Below are 25414 nucleotides of genomic sequence, written 5' to 3'. Positions count from 1 at the left end.
CGATGATCTCGGCGAAGACCACTGGAACTCCGATCTCACCAGGATCGCGCGCGAAGAAGCCGTGCACAAGATCGAGCACGCGGCGGGCTCTATGCGCAGCGATCTGTCGGTCCTCGAACACAATCTCCGCGTTTACCTGGAGATTCGGGGCCTCGCTATCGCGCGACGTTCGGTTTGAGGCGCTCGGGGCGAGATGAGGAGCCTCGTCCGACATCGATCCTGCACGAGCACATCCACCGGTTCGTGATCGAGAGGAGCGTCTTTCGTATCGGGTGGGGCGCATGCGAGCCCCGGAACCTCAGTTTGCTCGGTTCTCAATGGCGAGATCGTCCAAGAGGCCGTCGACCACGGCTTCTTCGTAGACGGTGGTCGCTTCACGGCGCATCGCCTCGCGAAGCGTCGCATCCCACGGCGTCGCGGGGACCATGTCGGGATCGAAGCCGGGGCCCGGGGCGAGGGCGTCCAGGTAGTCGGCGGCTCCCATGCGCCAGGGGCGGGCGCCGAGATTCGTGATCACGTCGGTAGCGATGCTGATGCCTGCGGGGTCGAAGTCGCCGTGGTAACGCACATCGAGACCTGCGGTGGTGAGGGCGCGCAGGAGTCTCCGGGCCGCGACGTGGAGGCGGCCGGAGACGCAGATCAGCGGCGGGACGGCCGCGCCGAAGCGGTCCAGGGCCGCTTGCACGACCGAGGGGTTCTCCACGACTGAGACAACGGTCGTGCTGGGCGCGAACGTGATCGGTGACCGGCGCAGTTGCCCCAGCGTGACCGCGACCGCTTCGCCCTCGGCCTTCGCGGCGCGCAGTGTCGACGCCAGGAACGAGTCGCCCTCCGGGGCGAGGCCGGCGACCAGGACCGTCGAGGAGAGTTCGTCGCAGACCACCCCGGCCGCTTCCCAGACCTCTCGGCGCTGCTCGGCGTCGAGCGGATCGGGGCGGCCGGTCTCGACGGCGATCGCGCGGAGGACGAGGGCCGGGAGGCGGCCGGTGTCGAGCGCGTGCGGGCCGCCCAGGGTGCGCTGCGCGAGGACCGGCAGCGGGAGGAGTTCGGCGGGAAGGGCTTCGATGACGGCGAGGGCGCGGCCGATGAGGTCGCGGGTCTCGGTGACGGTGGTGATGAGCGGTTCGGCCCTGAGGCGGGCGGCCCAGGCCTGGAGGGCCGGGCGGGCGCTCAGGAGCGGGTGCGATGCGAGCCAGGTCCAGAGGCCCTCGCGTTCGGCGGCGGCTTCGCGGCGGCGGGCAGTCTGGTCGTCCACGGGGCCGACGAGTTCGGTGAGGACCGTTTCGAGCGGGATGGGATCGAGTGATTCCCGCAGTGCCGCAATGGTGATGCGTGGATCCGCATCGGGGAGGCGGTCGGTGGCGAGGAGCTCTGCCAGGGCGTGGCGTTCGTCGTCGTGGAGGCCGCGCAGGCGGATCGCGGTGACCGCGGCGCCGGTGGAGAGCCTGCGGTGGGCCTCCTTCCAGAGCGCGGCCAGGTGCGGAGAGCGGAGGTAAGGCGGGATCACGCGTGCGCCTCCTCCGGGTCCTCGGCGTAGCGGGCCGCGCCGTCCCAGACGTACCGGACCGTGGTGACGAGGTCGTCGCCCGGGCGGGAGGCGATCACCTGGTGAATGGCGATGCCGTCGAGCTCGGCGTAGTCGCCCCACTCGTGCTCGCTGGTGAGCACCGCGTCCAAGTCGAGCGCCGAGACGAGCTCGAAGACCTGGCCGCGGTTGGCGCGGTCGACGCCGACGAGGACCTCGTCGAGGAGCAGCAGCCGCGGGGAGGTCGGGGACGTCTCGTAGTGGGAGGCGAGCGCGGCGAACAGCGGCAGGTGCAGCGAGACGGCCTTCTCGCCGCCGGAGAGGTTGGAGTGGAGGCGGCGGGTGAGGCGGCTCCAGCCCGCGCCCTTGTCGAACTGGACGTGGAACTCGTGCCAAGCGGTGTAGTCGAAGACGTCCTTGAGCTGCTCGGACCAGGGCCTGGGGTCGTCGGACTCCCGCAGGGCGTTCACCCGGTCGGACAGGAACGCGCGCAGGAGGGCCCGCTCCTCGGCGTCGAGCTTGTCCGGGGCCTTGAGGAGCAGTTCGCGGGCGGCCTTGGCGTGGACGTCGAGTTCGTCGCGGACGGCCCAGCGCAGGCGGACCCGCATGCCCGAGGAGGTCCGGACGCGCTCCAGGCGGGTGTTCATGCCCTCGACGAGCTCCCGGGCCTCGCGGATGCGGCGGGCGAGCGACGCGCGGATCTGGCCGGTGAGGATCTCGCCGAACAGCTCCTGCTCGGCGTCGGTGAGCTCGGTGCGGGCCCGGTCGTGCTCGAACGCGAGCCGGTCGGCGAGCGCGCGGGGGCCGATGCGCTCGCCTGCGATGACCGCGATCAGCAGCTCGGACTCGCCCTCGCCTTCGAAGGCGAGTTCGGCGTAGTCGGCGAGGACGGTCTTGTGCTGGTGGTACTTGTCGCGCAGGCGGTTTCGGGCCGATGCGGCGGCCTGGTCGCCCCCGCGCGTGGTCTCCAGCACCTGGGCGAGGCGGCGGGCGGCCTCCAAGGTGGCCTTGATGTTCTCGCTGCGTTCGTAAGGGAACTCGATGCGGGCGTCGGACAGGACCTGTCCGGCGAGGAGCGTGCGGATCGCGTCGAACTCGCGGTCGCGGACGGCGGCGGCGGTCTCGTGGTCGCGTTGGGCGGTAGTGAGTCCGTTGTCGAGTTCAGACTTGCGGCCTGCGAGGTCGCGGAGTTCGAGCTCGGCGTTCTTGCGTTGCCGCTCAAGGGATCGCAGTCTCTCGTCGCAGGCGTCGAGCTCCGCTTGGAGTTGCCGCAGGTCGGCGCCGACGGTCCTCTCGAGCGCGTCGACGCTCGATCGTTGCGCGGCGGCTTCGCCCTCGGCCTCGGCCTGCTCCTCGGCGGCCTCGAACGCGTCCGTTCGAGCTTCTCCCGAGCGCTCCTCGAGCTCGCCGAGGGTCATTTCGGCGCGGTGCTGATCGAGACGGTCGCGGGACCACGCGGCGGCGGCGGTGTCGAACTCGTCGAGCTGCCGTAGGCGCCGGTCGAGGTCGGCCAGGGTGCGGGGCAGCCGGTGGCGGTCGGCGAGGCGGTCGACTTCCAAGCGCGCGGCCCGGACGCGGGTCTCGGCCTCGTGGAGCGCGATTTCGGCGGCGGCGATCTCGTCGGCGACGAGGCCGAGCGTCTGCTCCGCGGCGGCGAGCGACCGCTGGGCGGCGTCGACGGCGCCTCGGCCGGGGAAGGCGTCGCGTTCATCGCGCAGCCGGTTGAGTCGCGAGGCGACCCCGTCTCGGCGGCGGACGGTTTCGGCAAGGGCCCGTTCGCATTCGGCGAGGCGCTCGCGGGCGTCGGCGATCCGGCGCTCGCGGAGCCTGCGACGGGAGGCCGCGCCGATGAACTCGGCCGCGGGCTTGGACCACCGCCCGGCCAGTCCGGACAGGCGCCAGGACCCGTCCGAGGCGACCGCCGCGGTGCCGGTCGCGTTCGCGGGGGTGTGGCCGATGCGGTCGAGGAGGTCGGCGACCACGTGATGCGGCACGGGCGCATCGGGTTCGGGCCGCAGCACGGCCGACAGCGGTGTCCGAACGGATTCGCTTGCGGCGCTGAGGAACGTGTCCTGGGTTTCGTGTTCGAGGGTGCCGTCCGGGAGTACCCAGGCGTCGAGCATCCCCGAGGCTTCCAGGGCCGCTTCGAGTCCCGCGTCCGGCTCACCCGTGAAGTCGACCAGCCGCCACAGCGGCGCGCCGGGCCTGCCGGTGCGGTCGGCGGCGCGGGTGCGGGCGGGCGCGGGCTCGACCTGCTCGGTGCGTTCCAGTTCGGCGAGGAGTCCGGCGGCGTCCTCGCGTTCGGTTTCGAGGCTGCCGAGGGCCGCGTCGAGGCGGGCCTGCTCGCCGAGGAGCGATTCGGCGCGGGCCCGGTAGGCGCGGTCCAGGATCGGGTTCGCCGCGGCAGGATCCTCGGGATCGGCGAGGAGGGCTTCGCGGTCGGCGTCGGCGAGTCCGAGTTCGGTCGCCGCGGCGGCCCAGTCGTCGACCGCGTCGGCCCAGTGCTCGACGGCTCGCCGGAGCACGGCCTTGGATTCGCTCACAGTGGACTCTTGGGACCGGTGCCGCTCGCGCAGCCGCTCGCGGCGCTGCTCCGCCTCCTCGCGCTTGTCCTCGGCCCCTTCGAGCGCGGTCGCGGCGTCGCGGACCTGGGTCACGGCATCGCGCTGGTCGCGGATCGCCGACCGCAGCGTACGAAGCTCCTCCCCGGGGTCGGCCGCCGCCGCTGCGTGCACGGCACCGGTCAGGCCGACGGTCTCCGCGGCGGCGATCGCGGTCGCACGGGACTCGCGGGCCGCCGCGGTCCGGTCGCGGGCGTTCACGGCGGCCCGGTCGGCCTCGCCCGCCAGTCGCGCGGCGGCCTCGTTCGCCTTCGCGGCGCGTTTGACGGCCTTGGCCTGGGCCTTCTCGAGCTGCCGCAGCTTCTCGTTCTCGGTCTTGAGCTGGCGTCCGGTGTCGAAGAGCGGGTTGCGGGCGAGCTGGTCGCGTTCGGCCGTCGCCGACCTGATGCCGCGCTCGGCCTCGGCTTCGAGCCGTTCGGCGCCCGCCACCGCCTCGGCGCACTCCTCGATGCCGCGCTGGAGTTCGGCGGCCTTCGACCCGGCGCGGTCGCGGGCGGCCTCGGCGGCGGTCGCGCGGTCGGCGGCCGTGCGCAGCAGCACCCGGGCGTACCGGCGCTGGTAGCCGTCCAGGTCCGTGGCCGCCTCCCGCTGCGCGGCGAGCCCTTCGAGGTGGGCGCGGCGGCGGTCGAGGCGTTCGAAGCCGTCGGCGATGCCCTCGAGTTCGGTCTCGTCCATGGGCGGCAGGGCGTTCGAGAGCATGTCCGAGAGCGTCTTCGGGTCCAGCAGCTCCGAGAGCTTCGGAGTGCGCAGTTGCAGCATGGCCCGGATGAGCGCCTCGTAGCGCTGCGGGTTCAACCCCGGATAGAGGCGCCGGCGGATCCGGTCCCGGTACTCGGCGCGGTCGAAAATGCCGCCGCGCCCTTCCAGGGCCGCCGCGAGCTCGCGCGGCGTCAGCGGCTGGTTCGCGTCGTTGACGAGCGAGAGGTCCACGCCGACGCGGGCGGTCGTCGTGAAGTACCGGGGCTTGACCTCCGTGCTGTGCTTCGACGCCTGGAGGCGCACCCCGCAGGTGAAGGTCTCGTCGGTGCCTTCAAGGGCGAACTCGAGCCACAGGTAGCCGACGCGGGTGGCGCCGGTCGCGCCCTCCCCCATCAGGTTCCAGTGCATCGTGCGGTGCGAGCCGGTCCCGAACGTCGAGAGGCGGTGCGCCCGCATGTCGGCGTCGATCAGGAACGGCAGCAGCAGTTCCAGGGCCTTGGACTTGCCGGAGCCGTTCGGGCCGCGCAGCAGCAGGCGTCCGTTGTGGAAGGCGAACGTCTCCTCGTAGTAGCGCCAGAGGTTGAGGATCCCGGCCCTGGCGGGAACCCAGCGGCCGGTGCGGGGAGCGTTCACGGTCGGTCCTTTCCGAGGGGTTCGACGACGCGGTAGCGGCGCGCCGCGGGCCGCAGTTCGACCACGGCGCCGTCCCGGCGGGCCAGGCCGAAGTCGCAGAGGACGAGCACGGCCTCGGCGGCCATGCGGGCGGCGCCGCCGACCGCGCGGTAGTCCTTGGCCCACTTGGCGTGCAGGTCGAGCAGCCGGTGGACCTCGCCTTCGAGTTCGATGTCGGTGGCGTCGCCCCGCTCCTGGAGGAAGTCGAGGAGGAGCAGCGCCGCCTGCTTGGCGTTGCCGCCCGAATCGGGGAAGGTCGCGTCGGTGGCGATCCGGTCCGGATCGATCCACATGACCCCTTCCGCGCGCCATTCGCAGACCATCCCGGCCTGGGAGGCGGCCTGCACGATCTGGCGGCCTCCGGTGAGCGTGCGCGCGTACTCGACCTCGTCGGGGCCCATCTCGTCGAAGTGGACGACGGCGGTGTCCGCGAGGCGGCGGACGATCCGCTGGCGCAGGATCACGCTGTACCGGCCGCGCCCGGCCTCGCCCACCTCCTCGCGGTCGACCTGGTGCCTCGGGTCGGCCGTGAGCTCGGCGATGTCGCGCCGCTCCGCGCGCGAAGGCGGCTGCGGCGACGACAGGAGGCTCATGAGCACTGCCGGGCGGGCCCGCAGGAGGACCGCGTGATGCTGGTCGGAGCCCCAGGACTCGGCGGACCCGTCGACCACGTCGGCCGCCCCGAGCCCCCGCAGGTACAGGACCGCGTCGACCAGTTCGGAGCGGTGCGGCCCGTGCCCCAGGCGGAACTCGGGGAGTTCGGGGTCCTCGGCGCACCGGTCGGCGACCGCTTCGGCGAGCTCGGTGAGCAGCACGACGGGGCTGCCGAGGAGTTCGGCCGCGGCCAGGCAGAGCACCGCGTAGCGGCGCCGGTCGAACGGGGCGTTGCCGCCGCGCGGGCGCCGCAGCGGGTGCCGGTCGTCCGCCTCGACGAGCTTGTACAGGCGGATCGAACCCGATCGGGCGTCGACGTCGAGGTTCCACCCGCAGAAGTAGGAGCACCACTGCTCGACCTGGGCGCGGTGGCGGAGCACGAGCTCGAACGCCTCCGGGTCGGCCGTGTAGGTGACGAGAGGGGAGGCCAGCATGGTCCGGATCGCCCGGCCCACGCCCCGGGCCTCCTCGGCGGCCACCAGGTTCTTCACGTCAGCCACGGCCGCCTCCGGAGGGGAGCATGCGGACCTTGCAGTCGGGGCCGGTGAGCGTCCCTCGGTCGCAGCGGAGCGCGCACGTCCCGTCGACCGGCCGCAGCTCGATCAGCGTCGCGCCGTCGGCGGAGGCGGCGCGCCGCAGACCGTCGCCGCCCGGGGGCGCCTGCCAGGCGGCGGCGAGGAGTTCGAGCAGCCGGTCGAACCGCTCGGGCGGCAGCGTTGCGAGGCGGGAGAGCCGCACCGTCCCTTCGGTGTGCAGGAGGGACCAGGCGTTCGCGAGCTGCGCGGCCTGCTCCCGGGCCGCCGCCCTAGCGGCGGCTCGCCGCTCGGCCGTGTCGGGGACCTTCCCGGTGCGGCCCGTCGACGCCTCGCGGCCCGAGGTGCGCAGCAGCGGCGAGACCGCCACGGGCGCGTCGGACCAGGACCTGCCCGGCCCTGCCGTCTCGGGGTCCTCCAGGGCCAGGTGGGCGTGCCGGGCCGAGCCCAGCCCGAACGCGGCGTGCGCGAGCCGGTGCGCCTCGGCCTCGGAGTCGAGGCCGTTGAACCAGCGCGCCAGCGCGACGAAGTCTCCCGCGGCGGAGGCCGAGCGGCGCCGCTCCCGGTCGATCCGCTCCAGGGCGCGCAGGAGCGACCGGATCGCCTCGCGGGCCAGGAGGTCGAGCCGCTCCACGCGGGCCTCGGGTCCTGAGAACCAGGACCGGAGTCCGGTCCAGCGGAGGCGGCGCTGCTCCAGCCACTGCTCGCGGCGTTCCTCGCTCGTGCCGGGCGGGAGGTTCGCCCCGATGAGCGCGCGTTTGCGCAGCACCGCCACACCGTCGTCCTCGACGCGGTCGACGGCCGCGGCGATCCGGCGCGCCCGCTGGGGCAGGTCGGCGCAGAACTCCTCCAGATAGGCGATGGTGGCGAGCTTGACCTCGGTGAAGACCGCGACGTCGACCTGGGTCGGGCCCACGAGTCGCTGAAGGTTTCCGTTGAAGCTGGAGACGTTGTCGGCCAAGGACTTGAGGTGGCGTTCGAGCTCTTCGACGGTGGTGTGCACGGCCGAGTCGGCGGTGGAGGGCGCCTCGGCGAGGCGGTGCAGCTCGTCGAGCTTGTCCGCGATGGCGTCGAGGACGGAGGTCTGGAGCGCGCCGACCGCGTGCAGCGCCTCCCACGCCGCCTCGATCCCGGCCAGGGCCGCTTCGCCCTCCCGGGTGAGGGAGTACGTGAGGTGGTTCCGCTCGTAGTCGGCGGCGCTGGTGTACGGGCCCGTCCGGTCCTGGACCGACTCGATCAGACCCCAGGTCTTCTCGAACTGCTCCAGCCTCGCCGCCAGCTCCGCGTCGCCGACGGGGTCGTGCCAGCCGGCCTCGGGCAGGCGGCTGCGGATCGCGTCCCGGTTCAGCCCGGACTCCAGAGCCGCCGCGGCGCGGCCGAAGACCTGGAGCAGCGCGAGATGGAGCTCGGTGTGCGGCTCGAAGACCGCGAGAGCGAAGAGGGTTCGGGGGAGGCGAAGACGCAAGAGGCACTCCGGTCGGGTGGTGGTCGTTCAGTCATCGACGGTAGCGCGACCGGACGGCGCCGCGGGACCCTCAGTCGGGAGCCGAGAGGCCGGGTGCCGTGGCGGCGGCGACGGGGTCTTCGACGGGCGGGCCGTCGGGGAGCCAGTGGCCTTCCTCTTTCGTGTAGGGGTACCACCGGCCGTCGCGGCCGAGGCGGAGTTGGCGGGCTTCGGCGGTTATGGTCCAGCGGTTCCGGCGGCGGGTGACGTTCCCGAAGCGGGCCTTGAGCGCCTCGTCGGCGGCCTGGCGGGTCTCCGGGTCGGGTTGGAACTGGTCATCGAGGGCGCTGATGCCCGGTTCGCCGCCGTAGAGCCAGGCGAGGGCGCGGTCGTCGAGCTCGACCGGCGTGCATCCGGCGATCCGGGCGAGGAGCGGGATCTCCTCCTCGGGCACCCCGAAGGCGACGCGTGCGGCGTCCGCGGGCAGGTTGTCGGGCCGGGGATGGACGCGGCCCTGCTCGGCGCCGTCGAGGGCGGCCCACGCGAGGTTCGCCGCCACCGCGGCTTGGAGGTCGAGGGAGTCGGCGTCGAGGTCGGTCGTGAAGCGGCCCGGGTCGTAGTCGTTCTCGTGGAAGCACGGGAGGACGGGCTCGGCGGGGAGCGGGGGCGGTTCGGGGAGCGGGCCGCATTCGCGCGCGAACGCCTCGGCGGCGGTGGGGCCGTGCTCGTAGACGTGTGAGGCCCACAGGGTCCGGCCCGCTTCGGGGTCGTCGGGGGCGCTCGTCGCGTCGGCGGCTTCGACGCCTCTGAGCCGCAGCAGGACCGCACCGGAGCGGTCGGCCTCTTCGACGAGCACCGCCAGGACGGCGATGATGTGCTTGCACGTCCGCTGGGGATCGGGGCAGTCGCAGTCGGCCTCGACCTCGCCGGTCTCGGGGACGACCGGGCACCCGGTCTCGGCGGCGCATTCGAGCAGGTCGCGGCTGAAGCGGCCCTCTTCGACATCGGGGCCGTAGCCCAGCGGGCCGATCATCAGATCCCATGCGGCCCTTTCGGAGCGATCGAACTCGGGGAGGCGGACCTCCACCGCGTACCGGCCGGATCGGGAGCCCGCCACGGACGCCCGGACGGCGCCGGGTCCGATGTCGAGGCCGCCGATCCAGCCGGGGCTGCGCGCCATGCCGAGACCGCGCTGGATGCGGCCGGCGTCGGCCTCGCGCATGATCGGGTCGAGGGCCTTCGCGAGCAGGTTCGCCAGTGCGGTCCGGCCGGGGCCGGCGAGGGTCTCGCGTCTCATCGTTCCTCCAGGCGCACCAGTTCGAGGAGCTGGTCGTCGCTCAGCTCGGTGAGGGCGGCCTCGCCGGAGCCGACGACGGCGTCGGCCAGGTCCCGTTTGCGTTCGAGGAGTTCGGCGATGCGCTCCTCGAGGGTCCCTTCGCAGACGAGGCGGTGGACCTGGACGGGGCGGGTCTGGCCGATGCGGTAGGCGCGGTCGGTGGCCTGGTCCTCGGCGGCGGGGTTCCACCAGCGGTCGTAGTGGATCACGTGAGTGGCGCGGGTGAGGTTGAGGCCGACCCCCGCGGCCTTGAGGGAGAGGAGGAGGACCGGGGTCTCGCCGTCCTGGAAGGCGTTCACCATCGTCTCGCGCTTCTTGACGGGGGTCTTGCCGTTGAGGAATGCGGCTTGGACGCCGCGTCTGGCGAGGTGCTTCAGGAGGAGGTCGCCCATCGCGGTGTACTGGGTGAAGACGAGGGTGCGCTCGTCTTCGGCGAGGATCGTGTCGAGCAGTTCGTCGACGAGTTCGAGCTTCCCGGACTTCCCTTTGGCGGGGTCGGCGGCGCCGGAGTAGTGGGCGGGGTGGTTGCAGACCTGTTTGAGGCGGGTGAGCAGGGCCAGCACGAGGCCGCGGCGTTCGATCCCGGTGGCCGCGCGGATCTCGGCCATGGTCTCGTCCACCACCCGCTTGTACAGGGCCACTTGGTCTTTGCTGAGCCGCACGTGCTGGTCGGTGAGGGTCTTGGCGGGCAGCTCGGGGGCGATGCCGGGGTCGGTCTTGAGGCGGCGCAGCATGAACGGGCGCACGAGCTCGCCGAGGCGGGCGGCGGTCTCGGGGTCGCCCTGCTCCGCGGCCCGGCCGTAGGCGGCGCGGAAGGCCTCGCGGCTGCCGAGCAGGCCCGGCGTGGTCCAGTCGAGAATGGACCACAGGTCGGTGAGGTTGTTCTCCACCGGTGTGCCGGTGAGGGCGACGCGGGCACCGGATTTGATGCCGCGCAAGGCCTTCGCGGTGGCCGAGGCGGGGTTCTTGACGTGCTGGGCCTCGTCGGCGCACACCAGGCTCCAGGGGGCGGCCGCGAGCGTTTCGGCGTCGAGCCGCATGGTCGCGTAGGTGGTGAGGACCATCTCGGCGGGACCGAGGGCGTCGATGGTGCGGCCTGGGCCGTGGAAGCGGCGGACGGTCAGTCCCGGCGCGAAGCGGGCGGCCTCGGCGGCCCAGTTCGCCATGAGGGAGGCGGGGCAGACGACCAGCGCGGGCCCGGCGGTGGCCGGGTCGGTCTGGCGGTGCAGATGGTGGGCGAGGAGCGTGATGGTCTTGCCCAGGCCCATGTCGTCGGCGAGGCAGGCGCCGAGCCCGAGCTCGGCCAGGCCGGTGAGCCAGTTCAGGCCGCGCAGCTGGTAGTCCCGCAGGTTCCCTTGGAGCGCTTCGGGTTGAGGGACAGTGGCGGCGTCGGAGCGCAGGCGTCCGCGCAGTGCGTTCAGCGGCCCGGCCGAGGCCACCGGGACCTGGTCGCCGTCGACCTCGACCGTCCCGGTGAGGGCCGCGCGGAGCGCTTCGAGCGGGGCTGGGGCGTCGAGGCGGCGGGCGAGTTTCGCGCGCATGGCGTCGTCGACGAGCACCCACCGGTCGCCGACCCGGACGAGCGGGCCGTGCGAGTCGGCGATGCGGTCGAGTTCGGCGGCGGTGAGCTCACGGCCCGCGAGGGCGGCCTGCCACCGGAAGCCCAGGAGCCGGTCGAGGGAGAACAGGCTTCCCTCGGTCTCGGGGCCTTCGATGGCGAGCGACAGGCTCGGCCCGGGTTCGACCCGCGCGTCCACCCGGACCTCGATGCCGAGTTCGCGGAGTTCGCCGATGCCGTCGCGCAGGAACAGGTAGGCGAGGTCGTCGTGGTCGAGGACGGCGGTCAGGCCGTCCTCGCTCCGGCCGAAGTGCAGGAGGCGGCGCCACCCGGAGGCCCCGGCGAGACGCGAGAGCCCCAGGCGCAGATCGGCTTCGGGAACACCGGCCTCGGCTGCGGCGAGGAGCCGCGCCGGATCGGACCGGTCGAACACGAGCGCGCGCATCCGCACATCCTGCTTGCGCGGCTCGACGACGAGCGCGGGACCGTGTCCGCGGTCGCGGCTTCGGGCCAGGCGGGCGGCGGCTCGGGCGAACTCGGGCGCTTCGATCGGTCGCTCCGCGGTGAGCGCGTGTTCGCCGAGGAGCGCGGTGACGGCGGGGCTTCGGGACCACGAGTCGGCGACGGCGTCGAGGAAGGCGCGCAAGAGGCGGTGCGGGTCGGGCAGGCGTCCGTCGACGGTCGCCGCGTAAGCGGCCTGGGGCATGGCGTCGGCGAGGCGGTGGAGCCAGTCGGCGTCCTCGCCGTCGATGCCGGCGATCCGCCAGGCGCCGGCGCCTTCGGCGTCCAGGCCGGGTGCGATGCGTCCGGCCGCGACGAGTTCGAGGGCCTTGCGGGCGGCGAGCCCCCATACGCGGGCGGAGCCGGTGTGCGCGGGTGCGGTGAGCAGGTGTTCGCAGGCGCGCTCGGGTCGGAGCAGGACCGCGGGCACCTCGCGGACCGTCCCGGTGGCATCGGCGACGACGCCGACGAGCCCCGGATCGCCTGGAGCTTCGGGGAGCGGACCGCCGTCGAGGCGGTAGAGCGCGACGAGCCCGCCTCGGGGCGGGTCCGACGGCGTGAACGCTGCTTCGACTTGCGTCCGACGGTCTTCGGCGTCTCTCACCTCGGTCACCTTCTGACGATTGCTTACGCAGGATATGCCGTGTCGCGGCCTTGTTCGGAGCCGACTCACCCGCTCGGGATCGCAAGGGGCCGAGGACGCGCGCAGGCGAGGGCCGCCGAGCTCAGTGCTCGGCGGCCCTCACCGTGCGGTCGGGCGCCTTACAGGCGGTGCCGTGGGCGGGTGTTGGCGTGGATGAGGTCGCAGTGGTCGAGGCGCCAGCCGTGGGGCGTGGTGCGGAAGGTCAGGGTCATGGCCTGGTGGCCGGTGCCGTTCTCGACCATGGCGACGATCTCGGCGGTGTCCGGGTTGGGGCAGAAGGCCCGGGCCACGCGGACCTGCCTGAAGCGGGTCGGTACGCGGCGGCGGACTCTGGTGAAGGCCGCCCAGCCGTTGTCGGTGGCCAGCAGGCGGGCGTCGGCGGCGGGCTTGCGCCCGGTCAGGACGTTCAGGAAGAAGGCGGAGTAGGAGACGGCTTGCCGGGGCGAGATGCGGGCGGTGATGTCCTTGCGGCAGTTCATGAGTTCCTCCTTTAACCGATGTGGGCTCGGTTCGAGGAGGAATCTATTGGCGACGTTCGGTGAAGTCAACGGCACCGAAAGTGATCATGGGGGGTGCGGAGTGTGATGATTGTGGACTCCCGACGAGTGCCGCCCGCAGGATTCGCCCTCGTAAGCGACATGAGCACAGCAGTAAGATTCCCAAACGGCGGAACCCTACAAAAATCAGGAAAATCGACTTGGCATGTCGCCCATGGCGTGTCACGGGCCAGGACGGATCGCGGCCTCACTTTTCGGACGGTTGCGCAGCGCCTATGCGAACCGCGAGGGCCGCTTCCAACGGGTACGGCGCTTCGTCCGGCAGCAGTTCCCGGGCTGCCGCGATGTCGCCGTTCGCAAGGTGGGTTTCGATCGTCCGGGCCCGATCGGTGGCGTCGGCGATGCCGGTGATCCATTCGCCCGTGTAGCGGCCGACCGCTTCGCCGGAGAGGCCGATCTGGATCGAGCGGTGGTCGAGTCGGTTCAGGCGCAGGTCGCGTTCGGGGTCCCATTGGACGCGGACCGGGGACGCGGCCATCCGCGCCTGCCAGGCCTCGTACGCTTCACCGGAGGCCGGTGTGCTGCCGCACGAGTGCGCCAGCGCCCATGCGAAGCCCTCGCGGGTGATGTCGACGGCGAGGACCCTGGTCTGGCCGGGCTTGGCGGCCCAGCCGCAGCGGTGCATCATCCACAGGAACGAGGGCTTGATCCAGGTCATGCGTCCGCGCTTGAACGGCGGGACGAAGGTCTGGGCGGCGAGCGCCGGCTCGGCGACGGCGGGGTCGTACGCCTGGTAGACGGTGATCGTGTCGGCGTCGAAGCGGGCCCGGATCTGCCGCATCGGCGTCTGAGGGGTTTCCATGCCCCGGATGCTGACAGCTCGCGGCGGCCGACGCAAACGCTATTTCGGCGAGTCCGGCCGGGGGGGTTCAGGACTCGAGCATCCGAGTCTCGGTGATCGCCCTGGTGAAGCCGAGGAAGTCCGCGGCATCCCGGAGCGAGGGGAGGTCGAGGGCGTGCCTGCCGTCCTCGGCCGGGTCGTAGACCCCGGCGACGATCCGCAGTTTGCGGGCGCCGTTCGGCCAGCTGCCGTCCTCGAGCGGGAGCAGCGCCGCGTCGACACCGCTGTCGAGGAGGTCCCGCTCCAGATGGCCTTCGGCCGCTTCGGGGATGACGAGGCCGCCGCGGATGGTGCCGTGGCCGAAGGCCAGGAGCACCGAGACATAGGCGTCGCCGAACCGCTCGCGCAGCAGCCAACCGGCGGTCGCGAAGCGCTTGCCGGGACTGACCGCGACCTCCGCTCCTGAGAGGACGCCGGTGAGGGCGAACCCGTCGAAGTAGACGACCTTCCTCCCGGCCGCTTCGTGAGCGGCGACGATCCGGTCGGCGATGCCCCTGCCCACCGCGGCGAAGTCGGGCCGGGCGGCGATCGCGTTGGCGTGGAAGCCGTGGATGTCCTCGGCGAGACCGACGGCCTCCGGGTCGGGCTCGGGGAGGGCGCGGACGATGTCGAGGGCTTCCTGCGCGAGTTCGGCGAACGGGCGGCCCGGGTGGGTGCCGTGGTGGATCTGAATGTGCTCGTTGACCTCGTGCGCGGTGCGGATGACGTCGTAGCGTTCACGGAGGGCGGCGACGGCGTCGGGGTCCTGGGCGGCGGACTCGAGGACGCGGTCGTAGTCGGCCGGTTCGGCCGCCCGGGGGCCGTTGCCGACGACGCGGACGGTCTCGGCGTGCCGCTCGTTGAAGGCGCGGACCCATGCGAGCAGGTCGGCGTTGGCCTCGGTGCGGTTCGGACGCCAGGCGGTGCGGACGACGTCGTGGAGGTCGTCGCGGCGGCCGTGGACGTAGTCGTCCATGCGCTCGGCGACGTTCGCGCTGTCGGGGAACACGATCACCCGGTAGCCGGCCTCCTCGACGAGGGCCTTGACCACGGCGACGCGGTGGCGGTCGATCTCGGCGGACTCGCGGGTGTTCTCGCCGATGGCGACCACCGTGGCGGTCTTCGCGGCGGCGACGACCGGCTGGAGGTCGTCCCAGGGCCGCGCGTGGTCGCGGATCCAGTCGTGTGCGGTGCTCATGCGGGTTCCTCCGTCTCGTAGCGGTGTTTCCGCACCTCACGCTACGGAGGGATCGACTGGGGCGGCATCTGTCACGCGACCGGCCCCCTCCGGAACGTGGCGGGGCGACGCCTGCGGGTGGGCGGGTTGTGGCGGTCTTTCGGGATTGGTCGGGTTGCGGCACACTGGGAGTGGTTCGCGGCCCGGACCGGGCCCGGACGCTCCCTACCCCCAAGAGGAGTCTTCCTTGAACGAGCGCAAGCAGTCGAGCATGAACCGGCGCAACCTCCTCCGCGCCGTCGCCATCGGTGCGCCCCTGGCCGCCGCCGGGGCCGTCGGGGCCGGTGTCGCCTCGGCCGACACGGCCAATTTCAGGGTGATGGTCACCGAGCAGGTCGCCAACAAGGTGTTCGTGTTCGACAAGGACAAGTCGTTCTCGAACGCGAACGCGTACAAGACGTGGAGCCCCGGCACCGGCGGCTGGTACAACCTGTCCGACTGCCGCATCCGCGACACCGCCCAGTTCGGCGCGATCGGCCTGGCCGCGGCCTCGGGCGGGAAGGTCGGGATCTGGAACATCACCACCGAGCTCGACCAGGAGCTCAACGACGTGCTGTGGAGCGCCTCCCCCGGCGGGAACCCGCATGCGCTGGAGCGCATCCCGAACATCGGCGCGTTCGTCTCGGCCTCGTCGGGCGGCTACCTGACGGTCTACGGGCCCACCAGGATCTCGGACCCCTCGACGCTGAAGGCGGTCCAGACGGTCTCGCTCGCGGGCGCCCACGGCGTCGTCTGGGACCCGAACAACCAGCTGCTGTGGGCCTGCGGGAACAAGGTCGTGCAGGCCTACTCGGTCTCGGGCACCTACCGGAACACGCGGCTCAAGGCCACTGGCAAGAAGGTGGCCCTGTCGGGCCTCGGCCACGACCTCCAGGCGGACTACTCGAACTCGTCGCGGCTCCTGGTCTCCGACTCGTACGGCGTGTACTCGATCGACAAGTCGACACTGGCGAAGACCACGATGCACACCACGACCCGCATCAAGTCGTACGTGAAGATGCGCACGGGCGAGTACTTCTACCTGCGCGGCGACAACGCCGGCTCGCGCGACTGGGGCACCCCCACCCTGGTGTTCTCGCAGTCGGCGGACCGAACGCGCTCGGGCGCCGAGTTCTACAAGGCCCGCTACTACACGACCGCTTACAACTAGACGAGCCGCCGGCCCGGGCACCGCCCGGGCCGATCAGGCCGCGCGGACCCGGATCTCGTCGCCGGCCTTGACCGTGCCGGTCTCGACGACGTCGGCGTAGAAGCCGAAGCAGGTGGCGCGCCCGAAGCCCGGGACGTCGATGCGGTGGTGCCCGGCGAGGGTCTTGAGGAGGCCGCGGTCCGCGCGGGCCCCGCCGTGGGCGAGGGACGGGATGACGCAGCGCGGCGTGGGGACGACCGCCTGGAGGACGACGTCGGGCCCCACCGTGATCTGCTGCCCCGGTTCGGGATCGGCGGGCAGGTCGAGGATCAGGTTGGGGCGGAAGCGGATCGGGTCGACCGCTTCGCCGTGCTCGGCGCCGAGGCGCTCGAGGGCGCCGGCGGTGACGAGGTGGAGCGGGCCGAAGTCGAAGAAGCGCCCGTCGTCGCTGGGGCGGGCGTCGACCAGGTCGTCGCCGCCGGGTTCGACCCCGGCGGACCATTCGGGGATCATGCCCGGCTCGTCGGGCCACCAGTGGTGTCGTTGCAGCCGCCCGGGAGCGGTGCGGGCGACCCGGACCGGGCGGCCGAGCCAGTCCGAGACGGCCGCGTCCGCTTCCGGGGTGCCCGCTTCGGCGGGTGCGCCTCCGGGGACGGTGAGGGTGGTGCGCTCTCCCGAGCCTCCTTGGGCCGGTTCGTATTCGACGGCGACGTCGAGGAGGCGGCCCCACAGGCGGGGCTGCTTGGCGCTGCCGATGGTGCCGTCGGCGTCGAGGCACACCCAGGTGCGGTCGCCGTCGAGGCCGTGCCTGCCGAGCACGGCTTCGGCGGGGTGCTCGGCGGCGGCGGATTTGAGCGGGTAGCGGCGCAGGCCCAGGACGCGGTTCACGGCAGCCATCCTATGCCGCCGGGGCGGACCGTCGCCTGCTACGAGTCGTTCGGCATGTAGAACAGGACGGGCGACTCGGCGATCGTCCCCGGCAGCTCGGTCGACCACTGCCGCTCGCCCCCGTACCCGGTGAACGCGACCGACGCGCCGTCCCGGGAGAGGTAGCCCGCCTCGTGGACCGAAACGCACCCGTCGTCCCCCGCGCCGACGGCCTCGCCGTTCTCGAGGTCGACGACGCGGGTCCCGGACTCGGCGCGCATCGTGAAGCCGCCCTTGGCGGCCCCGTAGGGGCCGTAGTCGTCGACCAGGCACGCGTACCGGCCCGTGGGGTCGACGCCGACCATGCCGATGAGATGCGGTTCGGTGCCCTGGAGGCTCGACGCCGGGATGGTCTCCAGGATCTCCCCGGAGGCGTCGACGCGGTACAGCTCGGTGACCTCGGGGTTGTGGTAGAGCGCCTGGGCGGTGCCGTCCTCGGCGGTGTACCAGCGCACGCGGCACCCGCGGGTGTCCAGGTCCACCGTGGCCGGCAGTGCTCCGGTCCCGGGCGAGTACCACTCCGTGTCGCCCCAGGACTCGACCGGCAGCGGCGTCGCGTCGCCGCCCTCCGGGGCCTCGCCCCAGACGGCGGCCCGGTGGACCAGGAGCGCGGAGCCGTCGCCGAGCCAGGCCGGGTCGATGCAGACGTGGTCGACGGGGTACTCGACGGCGGTCGTGACCTCGCCGGTCTCCAGGTCGCCGAAGTTCAGGACCGCGTCGGTGCTCCCGCCCGCGATCCAGGCGGCGTACCGCTGCCGGGGGTCGACGCTCAGCGAGGCGCGCAGGACCGTGCCGACGTCGCCCTCCTGCTCCCAGACGCCGCCGAGGTCGAGGACGGCCTCGGGGCCGCCGCCCTCGGCGCCGGGGTCCCAGCGGTAGAGCCGGTGGTCGTCGCCGAGGCCGTAGAACACGCCCGCCTCGGCGTCGGCGCTGCTGCTCGAGGCGCCGTCGAGGTCGCACGCGGCCGAGGCGCCCGCGATCACGACCGCCGTCGCGGCGGCGATCCAGCGTCGGCGGTGCTCGTACTCGGCCATGTCGTCCTCCTTCTGATCGCGGCTACCGCGCCGCGGCCGCGGCGCTCTCGCCGGCGCGGAAGGCCCCGGCGTCCTCGTCGGCCATGCCGTGGCGGCCGATGAGGTCGAGCCAGAGCCTGCTCGCGGTGGGCGAGGAGGTGGGGTCGACGTCCTCGGCGCCGAAGCGCTCGCGCAGCAGCTTGTAGCCCTTGGTGGTCTGCGGGCCGAAGTCGCCGTCGATCGCCATGTCCTCCATCCCGGCCAGATCCCTTGCGGCCCATTGAATGATGGTCGTGTCGGTCTGGTAGCCCCAGTTCATGGCGACGGCCTGGCGGCCCCGGTCGGCGTGGATGTGGTTCCAGTGGGAGCCGTCGGGGTCGTTGTGGCAGTGCAGGACCGTCCCGAAGTGCTTGCGGCAGGTGGCGATCACCGCGAGGTAGCGGCGGCGCAGGTAGCGGCGGCGCTCCTCGCCGTGGACGGCCGTGTCCATGTAGCGGCCCGAGCCCCAGTCGAACCTGGTGAAGTCGATGGCGGCGCCGTAGCGGTGGTAGCCGGGCTTGCAGACCTTCGTCCCGGCGATGCCGGTCCACCGGTAGGTCCACGGGCCGTCGCTGCGGGCGTAGTCCCGGCCGAGGGCGTGCAGGTCGCGGATGACCTTCCCGGCCTGGGTGTGCGTCTCCTCGTGCATGGTGAAGGAGGTGGTGGACGGGTGGACGCCGTAGCCCTCGCCGTTGAACGCGGTGCGGTAGCGCATCTTCAGCTCGCGCTGGTGGAGCCAGTCGCGGGTGATGTCGGGGTAGCCGCAGGCCGAGCTCGCGAACGCCTTGCTGCTGCTGGGGAATGCCATCGCTCCTCCTGTCTCGCGTCACCGGTTTCCTCTGATGTGGATGGTGGTGCCGTCGGTCTCCAGCCACCGGCCGGGGCTGCCGGGCACCGCGAAGACCTCGCCGGCGCAGGCGCACTCGGCGGCGCGCTCCTCGTCCGCGGCGCCGAGCGGCGCGCCGTCGGCGGTGTAGCGGGCGCGGGCGACGGTGCCGTCGCGGTCGCTGAAGACGCTGACGCCGTCGGCCTCGGTGACCGCGGCCATGGGCCGGCCGGCGCCGGCGACCGCGGGGACGGCCCCGAGGCGGGCGCCGGGTGCGCCGGTGTGGACGGTCTGCGCGCCGTCCCGGTCGGCGGTGGCCGCGAACAGGCCGCGGTCGGTCCCGGTCAGGACGGTGCCGAAGCCTTCGCCGAGCCCCGAGGCGAGGCGCTGCTGCGTCCAGGTGCGGCCGCCGTCGGGGCTGACCGCCAGGTGGCTGCGGGTGACGACCGCCGAGTGCGGGTCGGAGCAGCCTTCGAGGACGACGGCGAGGCCGGTGGCGCCGAAGGTCGCGACGCCGGTGGCGATGCCCGACCGGATCTCCTGCGGGACGGGGAGGGTCGTGTAGGCGGCCGCGCCGTCCTCGATGCGGACGAGGGCGGGCCGGGCGCGGTCGTGGTCGAGCTCGGCCGTCCCGGTGACCCACAGGGCGGCGCCGCGGGCGGCCATCGAGTGCGGGTGGAACGCGGCGGGGAGGGGGATCGGGAGCGGCGGGCCGAGTTCGGCGGGCGCGTCCGGTCCGGCCGCTTCGAGGAGGTGGAGCGCGTAGTCGGTCTCGGTCACGGGGTCGGCGGTGAGGACGAGCAGCTCGCCGTCGCGGCCGGTCCAGCCGGAGGCGGCCGCGCGGATCTGCGGGAGGGCCGCCGCGCGGGCCGGGCGCGGCGCGGCGGTGCCCGCCGCCGCGGCGGCGAGGAGGGCGGCCGCACCGGTGAGGAGGGTGCGGCGGGTGAGGCCCGGAGTCGCTGAATCGGCCATGTGAGGACTATGACCAATGGTGCCGGTCCGTGCTCCGGAACCGCGAATATTCATTCCATAGTGGTACGCGGCGCCCGTCTGTCAGAGCCACACGAGGGCCGCGAGGCCGGCGGCGGTCGCGACCGCGGCGAGGACCGCGCCGGTGGCGGCGAACCTGCCGAGCGGCACGCGGAGGCGCTGCTCGCCGGGGACGCCGGGCCTGCGCCCGGAGACGAGGTCGAACCACAGCAGCGTCGCCATCGACGCCCACGGCGTGACGAGCGGGCCGACGTTGGTGCCGATGAGGAGGCCGAGGAGCACATCGGGCCTGCCGGGCGGGACGACCGACTCGACCGCGGCGTAGGCGGGCAGGTTGTTGACGAGGTTCGACAGGGCCGCGCCCGCGAGGCCGGCGCGGAAGACGCCCGCGTCGCCGTCCGCGGGGCCGGTGAGGAGCGCGACGGCCGCGTCGCCGCCGTGGCGCATGAGGGTCGGGACCAGGAGGAACAGTCCGGCGGTGAGCACGAGGAGGCGCCAGGGAATGAGCTCCCAGGACAGGAGGTCGCGGCGGCGGCGCAGGCAGTGGGCGATGAGGACGGCCGCGGCGGCGGTCGAGGCGATCTGGAGGGGGACCTCGGCGACGACGGCGGCGACGAACCCGGCGCAGACGGCCGCGGCGGTCCAGAAGAGGCGGCGGTCGGCGATCCGCGGTGGCGCGGCGGGGACCAGGTAGCGGTCGAGTTCGCGGTGGCGGCGCCGCCAGAAGGCGAGCCACAGGCACAGGGCGGTCGCGGCGAGGACCGCCAGCTGGGGTGCCCACATGCGCGCGGCGAAGCCGGGGACGTCGAGACCGATGCGGTCGGCGGCGAGGAGGTTCGTCAGGTTCGAGACGGGCAGGAGGAGGCTGGCGGTGTTGGCGAGCCAGACGGTGGTCGTCGCGAGGGCGAGCGCGGGGGCGCGGGTGGCGGCGGCGAGGGCGAGCATGACGGGGGTGAGCAGGACGATCGTGGTGTCGAGGTTGAGGAGGATCGTGGTGGCGGCGGCGAGGAGGAAGCAGCAGGCGAAGAGGGCGGCGTGGCTGCCGCGGCCGAGGCGGGCGAGGGCGAGCGCGGCGGCGTCGAAGAGCTGGGAGGCCTGGACGATCGCGACCATGACCATGACCGTGCCGAGGAAGAGCACGAGCGGGGCGACGCGGGCGAGGCCGGCGAGGGCTTCGCCGGTGGGGAGGGCGCCGGCGGCCCAGCAGAGGAGCCCGGCGGCGAGGATGCCGAGCCCGGTGAGGTCCGCCCAGTCGAGGCGGAAGGCCCTGGTGGCGGGCGCGGTTCTTGTCACCGGCCCAATGGTAGGGACGGGCGGGGGCCGCGGCCACGATGAGCGATCAGATCACGACGCGGGCGAGGCGAGCGGGAAGAAGAGGTTGCGCTGCCGTCCCTGGCACCGGCAGGCTCACTGTATGAACCAACAGCGACGGCACCCGTCCGGCGGCCCCGGGGTCGCGCACGGCGCGGTGACGGTGCCGCTCACCGTCCGCGACCTGACCCGTGACGACCTGGCCGACTGCGAGTGGTCGGGCGGACCGCTCCACCTGGCGGCCGTGGCCGGTGAACTGGTCCGGGCCGAGATCGGCGATATCGACTATCTGGCCCTCTGCACGCCCTCGGGCCCTCCGGTCGCGATCGGCGGGGTCGACTTCACCCTCTTCACCGACGCCGGCTACCTGTGGCAGCTGGCCGTGCACCCGCTGCTGCAACGCTGCGGCATCGGCACGCTCTTGGTCGCCGCGCTCGAGGATCGCGCCCGCGGACGCGGCCGCTTCCGCGCCGAACTGCGCTACGAGCAGCACGAGGCGGGGAACCGCGCCTTCTACGAACGGCTCGGCTACACCGCCTACGGCACGGTCCCCGACGGCTGGGACCAGCAGCTCCCCGACGGCCGGATCAGGCGCTACGAGACGACCTGCGTGCAGATGCGCCGCGAGCTCCAGCCGCCGGAACCGCGCTCGTGACCCGCTGGGGCGGAGCACATCGCGGCGGGACGGCGGCATCGCCGCCGTCCCTCTCGCGTCCCGCGGCCGGGTTCAGCCCTTGGTGACGGTGAGCTTGTCGCCCTGGTCGCTGGTGCCCACTTCCACCGTGTCGCCGTCGACGATCTTGCCTTCCAGGATCTCCCTGGAGAGCGGGTCGCCGATCGAGGACTGGATCAGGCGGCGCAGCGGCCGCGCGCCGTAGACCGGGTCGAAGCCCCGGTCGGCCAGCCACGACTTCGCCGAGTCGTTCACGTCCAGCCGCAGGCGGCGGGTCTCCATCCGGCGCTCGAGGTGGCGCAGCTGCACGTCCACGATCGACTTCAGGTGCTCGTGCTCCAGCGCGTGGAAGATGACGATGTCGTCCAGGCGGTTGAGGAACTCCGGCTTGAAGTGGCTGCGGATCGCCGCCAGCACCTGGTCGCGCTTCGCCGTGTCCTCCAGGAGCGGGTCGACCAGGGCCGAGGAGCCGAGGTTCGAGGTCATGATCAGGATGACGTTGCGGAAGTCGACCGTGCGGCCCTGCCCGTCCGTGAGGCGGCCGTCGTCCAGCACCTGGAGGAGCGTGTCGAAGACCCTCGGGTGCGCCTTCTCGACCTCGTCGAGGAGGACCACCGAGTACGGGCGGCGGCGGACCGGCTCGGTGAGCTGGCCGCCCTCCTCGTACCCCACGTATCCGGGCGGGGCGCCGATGAGGCGCGCCGTGGAGTGCTGCTCGGTGTACTCCCCCATGTCGATGCGGATCATCGCCCGGTCGTCGTCGAACATGAACTCGGCCAGGGCCTTGGCGAGCTCGGTCTTGCCGACGCCCGTGGGGCCCGCGAAGATGAACGACCCGGTGGGCCGGTTGGGGTCGGAGAGCCCGGCCCTCGCGCGGCGGAGCGCGTCGGCGACGACCGTGACCGCCTCGAGCTGGCCCACGACGCGGTCGCCCAGGACCTCCTCGGCGTGGAGCAGCTTGTGCGTCTCGGACTCCTGGAGCCGCCCGGCCGGGATGCCGGTCCAGGCCGAGACGACGTCCGCGATCTCGTCGGCGTCGATCTCCTCCTTCAGCATCGGCTGGTGGGCCGGGTCGGTGTCGGCGCTCTCGAGCTCGGTCTCGGCCTCGGCGAGCTGCTGCTCGAGCTCGGGGATGCGCCCGTAGCGCAGCTGCGCGGCCTTCTCGAGGTCGTACTCGCGCTCGGCGCGCTCGGCCTGGGTCTTGAGGTCGTCCAGCTCCTCCTTGATGTCGGAGACCTTCGAGATGCGGCCCTTCTCCGACTCCCACTGGCGCGACAGCGCGGCCAGGCGCTCGCGCTGGTCGGCGAGCTCCCGCTGGAGGGACGCCAGGCGCTCGGCGGAGGCCGGGTCGTCGGTCTCGTTCTGGAGCGCGGTCTCCTCGATCTCCAGGCGGCGCACGGCCCGCTCGACCTGGTCGATCTCCTCGGGGCGCGAGTCGATCTCGATGCGCAGGCGGCTGGCGGCCTCGTCGACGAGGTCGATGGCCTTGTCGGGGAGCTGGCGGTCCTGGATGTACCGGGCCGACAGCTGCGCGGCGGCGACCAGCGCGGAGTCGGTGATGCGCACGCCGTGGTGCACCTCGTAGCGCTCCTTGAGGCCGCGCAGGATCGCGACGGTGTCCTCGATGGTGGGCTCGCCGACGTAGACCTGCTGGAAGCGGCGCTCCAGCGCGGCGTCCTTCTCGATGTGCTCGCGGTACTCGTTGAGCGTGGTCGCGCCGATCATGTGGAGCTCGCCGCGCGCGAGCGCCGGCTTGAGCATGTTGGACGCGTCGAGCGAGCCCTCGGACTTGCCCGCGCCGACCATGGTGTGCAGCTCGTCGATGAACGGGATGATCTCGCCGTCGGAGGACTTGATCTCCTCCATGACGGACTTGAAGCGCTCCTCGAACTGGCCGCGGTACTGGGCCCCGGCGATCATGCTGGCGAGGTCGAGGAGGATGACGCGGCGGTCGCGCAGGGACTCGGGGACGTCCCCGGCGACGATGCGCTGCGCGAGGCCCTCGACGATCGCGGTCTTGCCGACGCCCGGCTCGCCGATGAGCACCGGGTTGTTCTTGGTGCGGCGCGACAGGACCTGGACGACCCGGCGGATCTCGGTGTCGCGGCCGATGACGGGGTCCACTTTGCCCGAGCGGGCGGTCTCGGTGAGGTCGACGCCGTACTTCTCCAGGGCCTTGTACCCCTCCTCGGGGTCGGCGGAGGAGATCTTGCGGTCGCCGCCGCGGAGGGTCGGGAAGGCGCTGATGAGCTTCTTGTCGGTGGCGCCGAGCCCGGCGAGGTGGGCGCCGACGTCGCCGCCCGCCTGGGCGAGGCCGGTGAGGAGGTGCTCGGTGGAGACGTACTCGTCGCCGTAGTCGGTGGCGACCTTGTCGGCGGCGTTGATGGCGCGCAGGGACTCCCGGGCCATGGACGGCTCGGAGACCGAGGGCCCGGACGCGGACGGGAGCTCCTCGATGCGGCGCTCGGTCTCGGCCGAGACGGTGCCGGGGGTGACGCCGACGAGCTGGAGCAGGCCGGGCGCGGTGGAGCCGTCGACGGTGAGGAGCGCGTCGAGCAGGTGCCAGGGTTCGACCGCGGGGTTGCCGCCCGCCGCGGCGGTGCGCGCGGCCTGGGAGATGACCTCACGGCTCTTGGTGGTCAAGCGGTTGACGTCCATGGACGTGGTGCCCTTCATCTCGTCGAAGTCTGCTCGGTGTCGGCTCGGTGCCCGGTCCGGTGCGCCGCCGGCGGTCGGTCGCGGCGGTCCGCGCGGCGGCGGCCCCGGTCCGGACCGCCAAGTTGAGTCTAGACGACTCAAGTTTTTACGACGAATTTATAAGCGTTCGCCCTGAGCGAACCCGGCCCCGCGGTCGCCGGCCCTGGACTCAACTCTCAGTCCAGCCGACTCTTAATCAGCGGGTTCGGGATTCGAGCGGCCGTTCTACAGGCAGCGTAAAGCCCCGAGCCCGCAGGGCTCGGGGCTTTCGCCTTGCCGCTCGCGGTTACTTGCGGCTGCCGCTCACGTTGAAGATCGACTTGATCTTCGCGAACAGGCCCGGCTTCGCGCCGGACTTCGCCTCGTTCTCGATCGCGGGCGCGTCGGCCTGCGACGGGACCGCCTTGTCGGGGTCGGCGGCCGCCGCCTCGGGCTCGTCGATCGCCTCGGCGACCGGCGCGTCGTCCTTCGCCGGCTCGGGCTCCTCGGCGGGCGTGGGCTCGCTCGCCGAGACCGGCTCGGCGGGGGCCGGCTTCTCGTGCGACACGGGCTCCTCGGAGTCGTGGGGCTCGGGGTCGGCGATCGGGTCGGGCTCCTGGACCGGCTCCGTCGCGGCCGCCGTCTCCTCGACCGCCGCCGGTCCGGCGTCGGGCGTCTCGTCGACGACGTCGGTCTCCACCACGGCGACCGGGGTCTCGGCCGGGGCCTCCTCGAGCTCCGCCTCGACGGCCTGGTCCACCTCGTCCTCGGCGCCGGCGACGAGGAGGGCGCGGAACTCGGCGACGGTGAGGACCGGGACGCCGGCCTCCTCGGCCTTCTTCAGGCGCGCCTCGGCGGGCTTGACGGTGTCGTCGACGACCAGGTGGGTCACGGTCTTGGTGAACTGTTTGGCGAGCGCGACATCGGCGTCGGACTCGGCGATCGCGCGAGCAGTCTCGGCGTCGGGGCCGGTGCCCAAGACGATGATCCTGATCTTGTCTCCCGTCTTCGTCGGCACGGGGACCTCCCT

The 25414-nt window shown here is 72.8% G+C and carries 18 protein-coding genes; 2 read left to right on the top strand and 16 right to left on the bottom strand.

Going from position 1 to position 25414, the window contains the following annotated elements:
- Positions 1 to 298 precede the first annotated feature (298 nt).
- The 9 genes from LO763_RS01750 to LO763_RS01710 form a co-directional block, all read right to left on the bottom strand.
- Positions 299 to 1507, bottom strand: coding sequence for a TIGR02679 family protein (locus LO763_RS01750; protein ID WP_230600126.1), 1209 nt, complete (start codon positions 1505 to 1507; stop codon positions 299 to 301).
- A complete protein-coding gene (locus LO763_RS01745; protein WP_230600125.1) occupies positions 1504 to 5478 on the bottom strand; it encodes a TIGR02680 family protein in 3975 nt (1324 codons plus the stop codon). Before LO763_RS01745 ends, LO763_RS01750 begins: the two co-directional genes overlap by 4 nt.
- Entirely contained in the window at positions 5475 to 6671 is a 1197-nt protein-coding gene (locus LO763_RS01740; protein ID WP_230600124.1) for a TIGR02678 family protein, read from the bottom strand. Before LO763_RS01740 ends, LO763_RS01745 begins: the two co-directional genes overlap by 4 nt.
- A complete protein-coding gene (locus tag LO763_RS01735) occupies positions 6664 to 8169 on the bottom strand; it encodes a TIGR02677 family protein (protein WP_230600123.1) in 1506 nt (501 codons plus the stop codon). Before LO763_RS01735 ends, LO763_RS01740 begins: the two co-directional genes overlap by 8 nt.
- A 70-nt stretch (positions 8170 to 8239) precedes the next feature.
- Entirely contained in the window at positions 8240 to 9445 is a 1206-nt protein-coding gene (locus tag LO763_RS01730) for an SWIM zinc finger family protein (RefSeq protein ID WP_230600122.1), read from the bottom strand.
- Positions 9442 to 12156 (bottom strand): DEAD/DEAH box helicase, encoded by a 2715-nt coding sequence (locus LO763_RS01725; protein WP_230600121.1) that lies wholly within the window; start codon positions 12154 to 12156, stop codon positions 9442 to 9444. Before LO763_RS01725 ends, LO763_RS01730 begins: the two co-directional genes overlap by 4 nt.
- A 149-nt stretch (positions 12157 to 12305) precedes the next feature.
- Positions 12306 to 12665 (bottom strand): Rv3235 family protein, encoded by a 360-nt coding sequence (locus LO763_RS01720; RefSeq protein ID WP_230600120.1) that lies wholly within the window; start codon positions 12663 to 12665, stop codon positions 12306 to 12308.
- 265 nt (positions 12666 to 12930) lie between these two features.
- Entirely contained in the window at positions 12931 to 13545 is a 615-nt protein-coding gene (locus LO763_RS01715; protein ID WP_230600119.1) for a DUF4291 domain-containing protein, read from the bottom strand.
- A gap of 67 nt (positions 13546 to 13612) precedes the next feature.
- The gene (locus LO763_RS01710) at positions 13613 to 14761 is read right to left on the bottom strand and encodes an erythromycin esterase family protein (RefSeq protein WP_230600118.1); all 1149 of its coding nucleotides are present in this window, start codon (positions 14759 to 14761) and stop codon (positions 13613 to 13615) included.
- 226 nt (positions 14762 to 14987) lie between these two features.
- Between LO763_RS01710 and LO763_RS01705 the strand changes: the two genes are divergently transcribed.
- Positions 14988 to 15950 (top strand): DUF6528 family protein, encoded by a 963-nt coding sequence (locus LO763_RS01705; protein ID WP_230600117.1) that lies wholly within the window; start codon positions 14988 to 14990, stop codon positions 15948 to 15950.
- Between the two features lie 33 nt (positions 15951 to 15983).
- On the opposite strand, the gene LO763_RS01700 is transcribed toward LO763_RS01705, so the two are convergent.
- From LO763_RS01700 to LO763_RS01680, 5 genes are all read right to left on the bottom strand, one after another.
- Positions 15984 to 16817, bottom strand: a complete 834-nt coding sequence (locus LO763_RS01700; protein ID WP_230600116.1) for an MOSC domain-containing protein — start codon at positions 16815 to 16817, stop codon at positions 15984 to 15986.
- 38 nt (positions 16818 to 16855) lie between these two features.
- Positions 16856 to 17890 carry a hypothetical protein gene (locus LO763_RS01695; protein ID WP_230600115.1) on the bottom strand — a complete coding sequence of 345 codons (1035 nt, stop codon included), beginning with the start codon at positions 17888 to 17890 and terminating at the stop codon, positions 16856 to 16858.
- Between the two features lie 22 nt (positions 17891 to 17912).
- Positions 17913 to 18716 (bottom strand): hypothetical protein, encoded by an 804-nt coding sequence (locus LO763_RS01690; protein WP_230600114.1) that lies wholly within the window; start codon positions 18714 to 18716, stop codon positions 17913 to 17915.
- An 18-nt stretch (positions 18717 to 18734) separates the two neighbouring features.
- Entirely contained in the window at positions 18735 to 19706 is a 972-nt protein-coding gene (locus LO763_RS01685) for a hypothetical protein (protein WP_230600113.1), read from the bottom strand.
- A gap of 81 nt (positions 19707 to 19787) precedes the next feature.
- The gene (locus LO763_RS01680) at positions 19788 to 21017 is read right to left on the bottom strand and encodes an ArsB/NhaD family transporter (protein ID WP_230600112.1); all 1230 of its coding nucleotides are present in this window, start codon (positions 21015 to 21017) and stop codon (positions 19788 to 19790) included.
- 121 nt (positions 21018 to 21138) lie between these two features.
- On the opposite strand from LO763_RS01680, the gene LO763_RS01675 reads away from it, so the two are divergent.
- Positions 21139 to 21690 carry a GNAT family N-acetyltransferase gene (locus LO763_RS01675; protein ID WP_230600111.1) on the top strand — a complete coding sequence of 184 codons (552 nt, stop codon included), beginning with the start codon at positions 21139 to 21141 and terminating at the stop codon, positions 21688 to 21690.
- Between the two features lie 72 nt (positions 21691 to 21762).
- On the opposite strand, the gene clpB is transcribed toward LO763_RS01675, so the two are convergent.
- Positions 21763 to 24366: an ATP-dependent chaperone ClpB gene (gene clpB, locus LO763_RS01670; protein ID WP_304608766.1), complete on the bottom strand. Its 2604-nt coding sequence runs from the start codon at positions 24364 to 24366 to the stop codon at positions 21763 to 21765.
- 325 nt (positions 24367 to 24691) lie between these two features.
- On the bottom strand, positions 24692 to 25402 hold the full coding sequence (locus LO763_RS01665) for a hypothetical protein (RefSeq protein WP_230600109.1): 711 nt from the start codon (positions 25400 to 25402) through the stop codon (positions 24692 to 24694).
- Between the last annotated feature and the right edge of the window lie 12 nt (positions 25403 to 25414).

The sequence above is a fragment of the Glycomyces amatae genome (assembly GCF_020991375.1).
In the GTDB taxonomy this organism is placed as follows: Bacteria; Actinomycetota; Actinomycetes; order Mycobacteriales; family Micromonosporaceae; genus Glycomyces; species Glycomyces amatae.
This window is presented reverse-complemented; position numbering and strand designations above follow the sequence as displayed.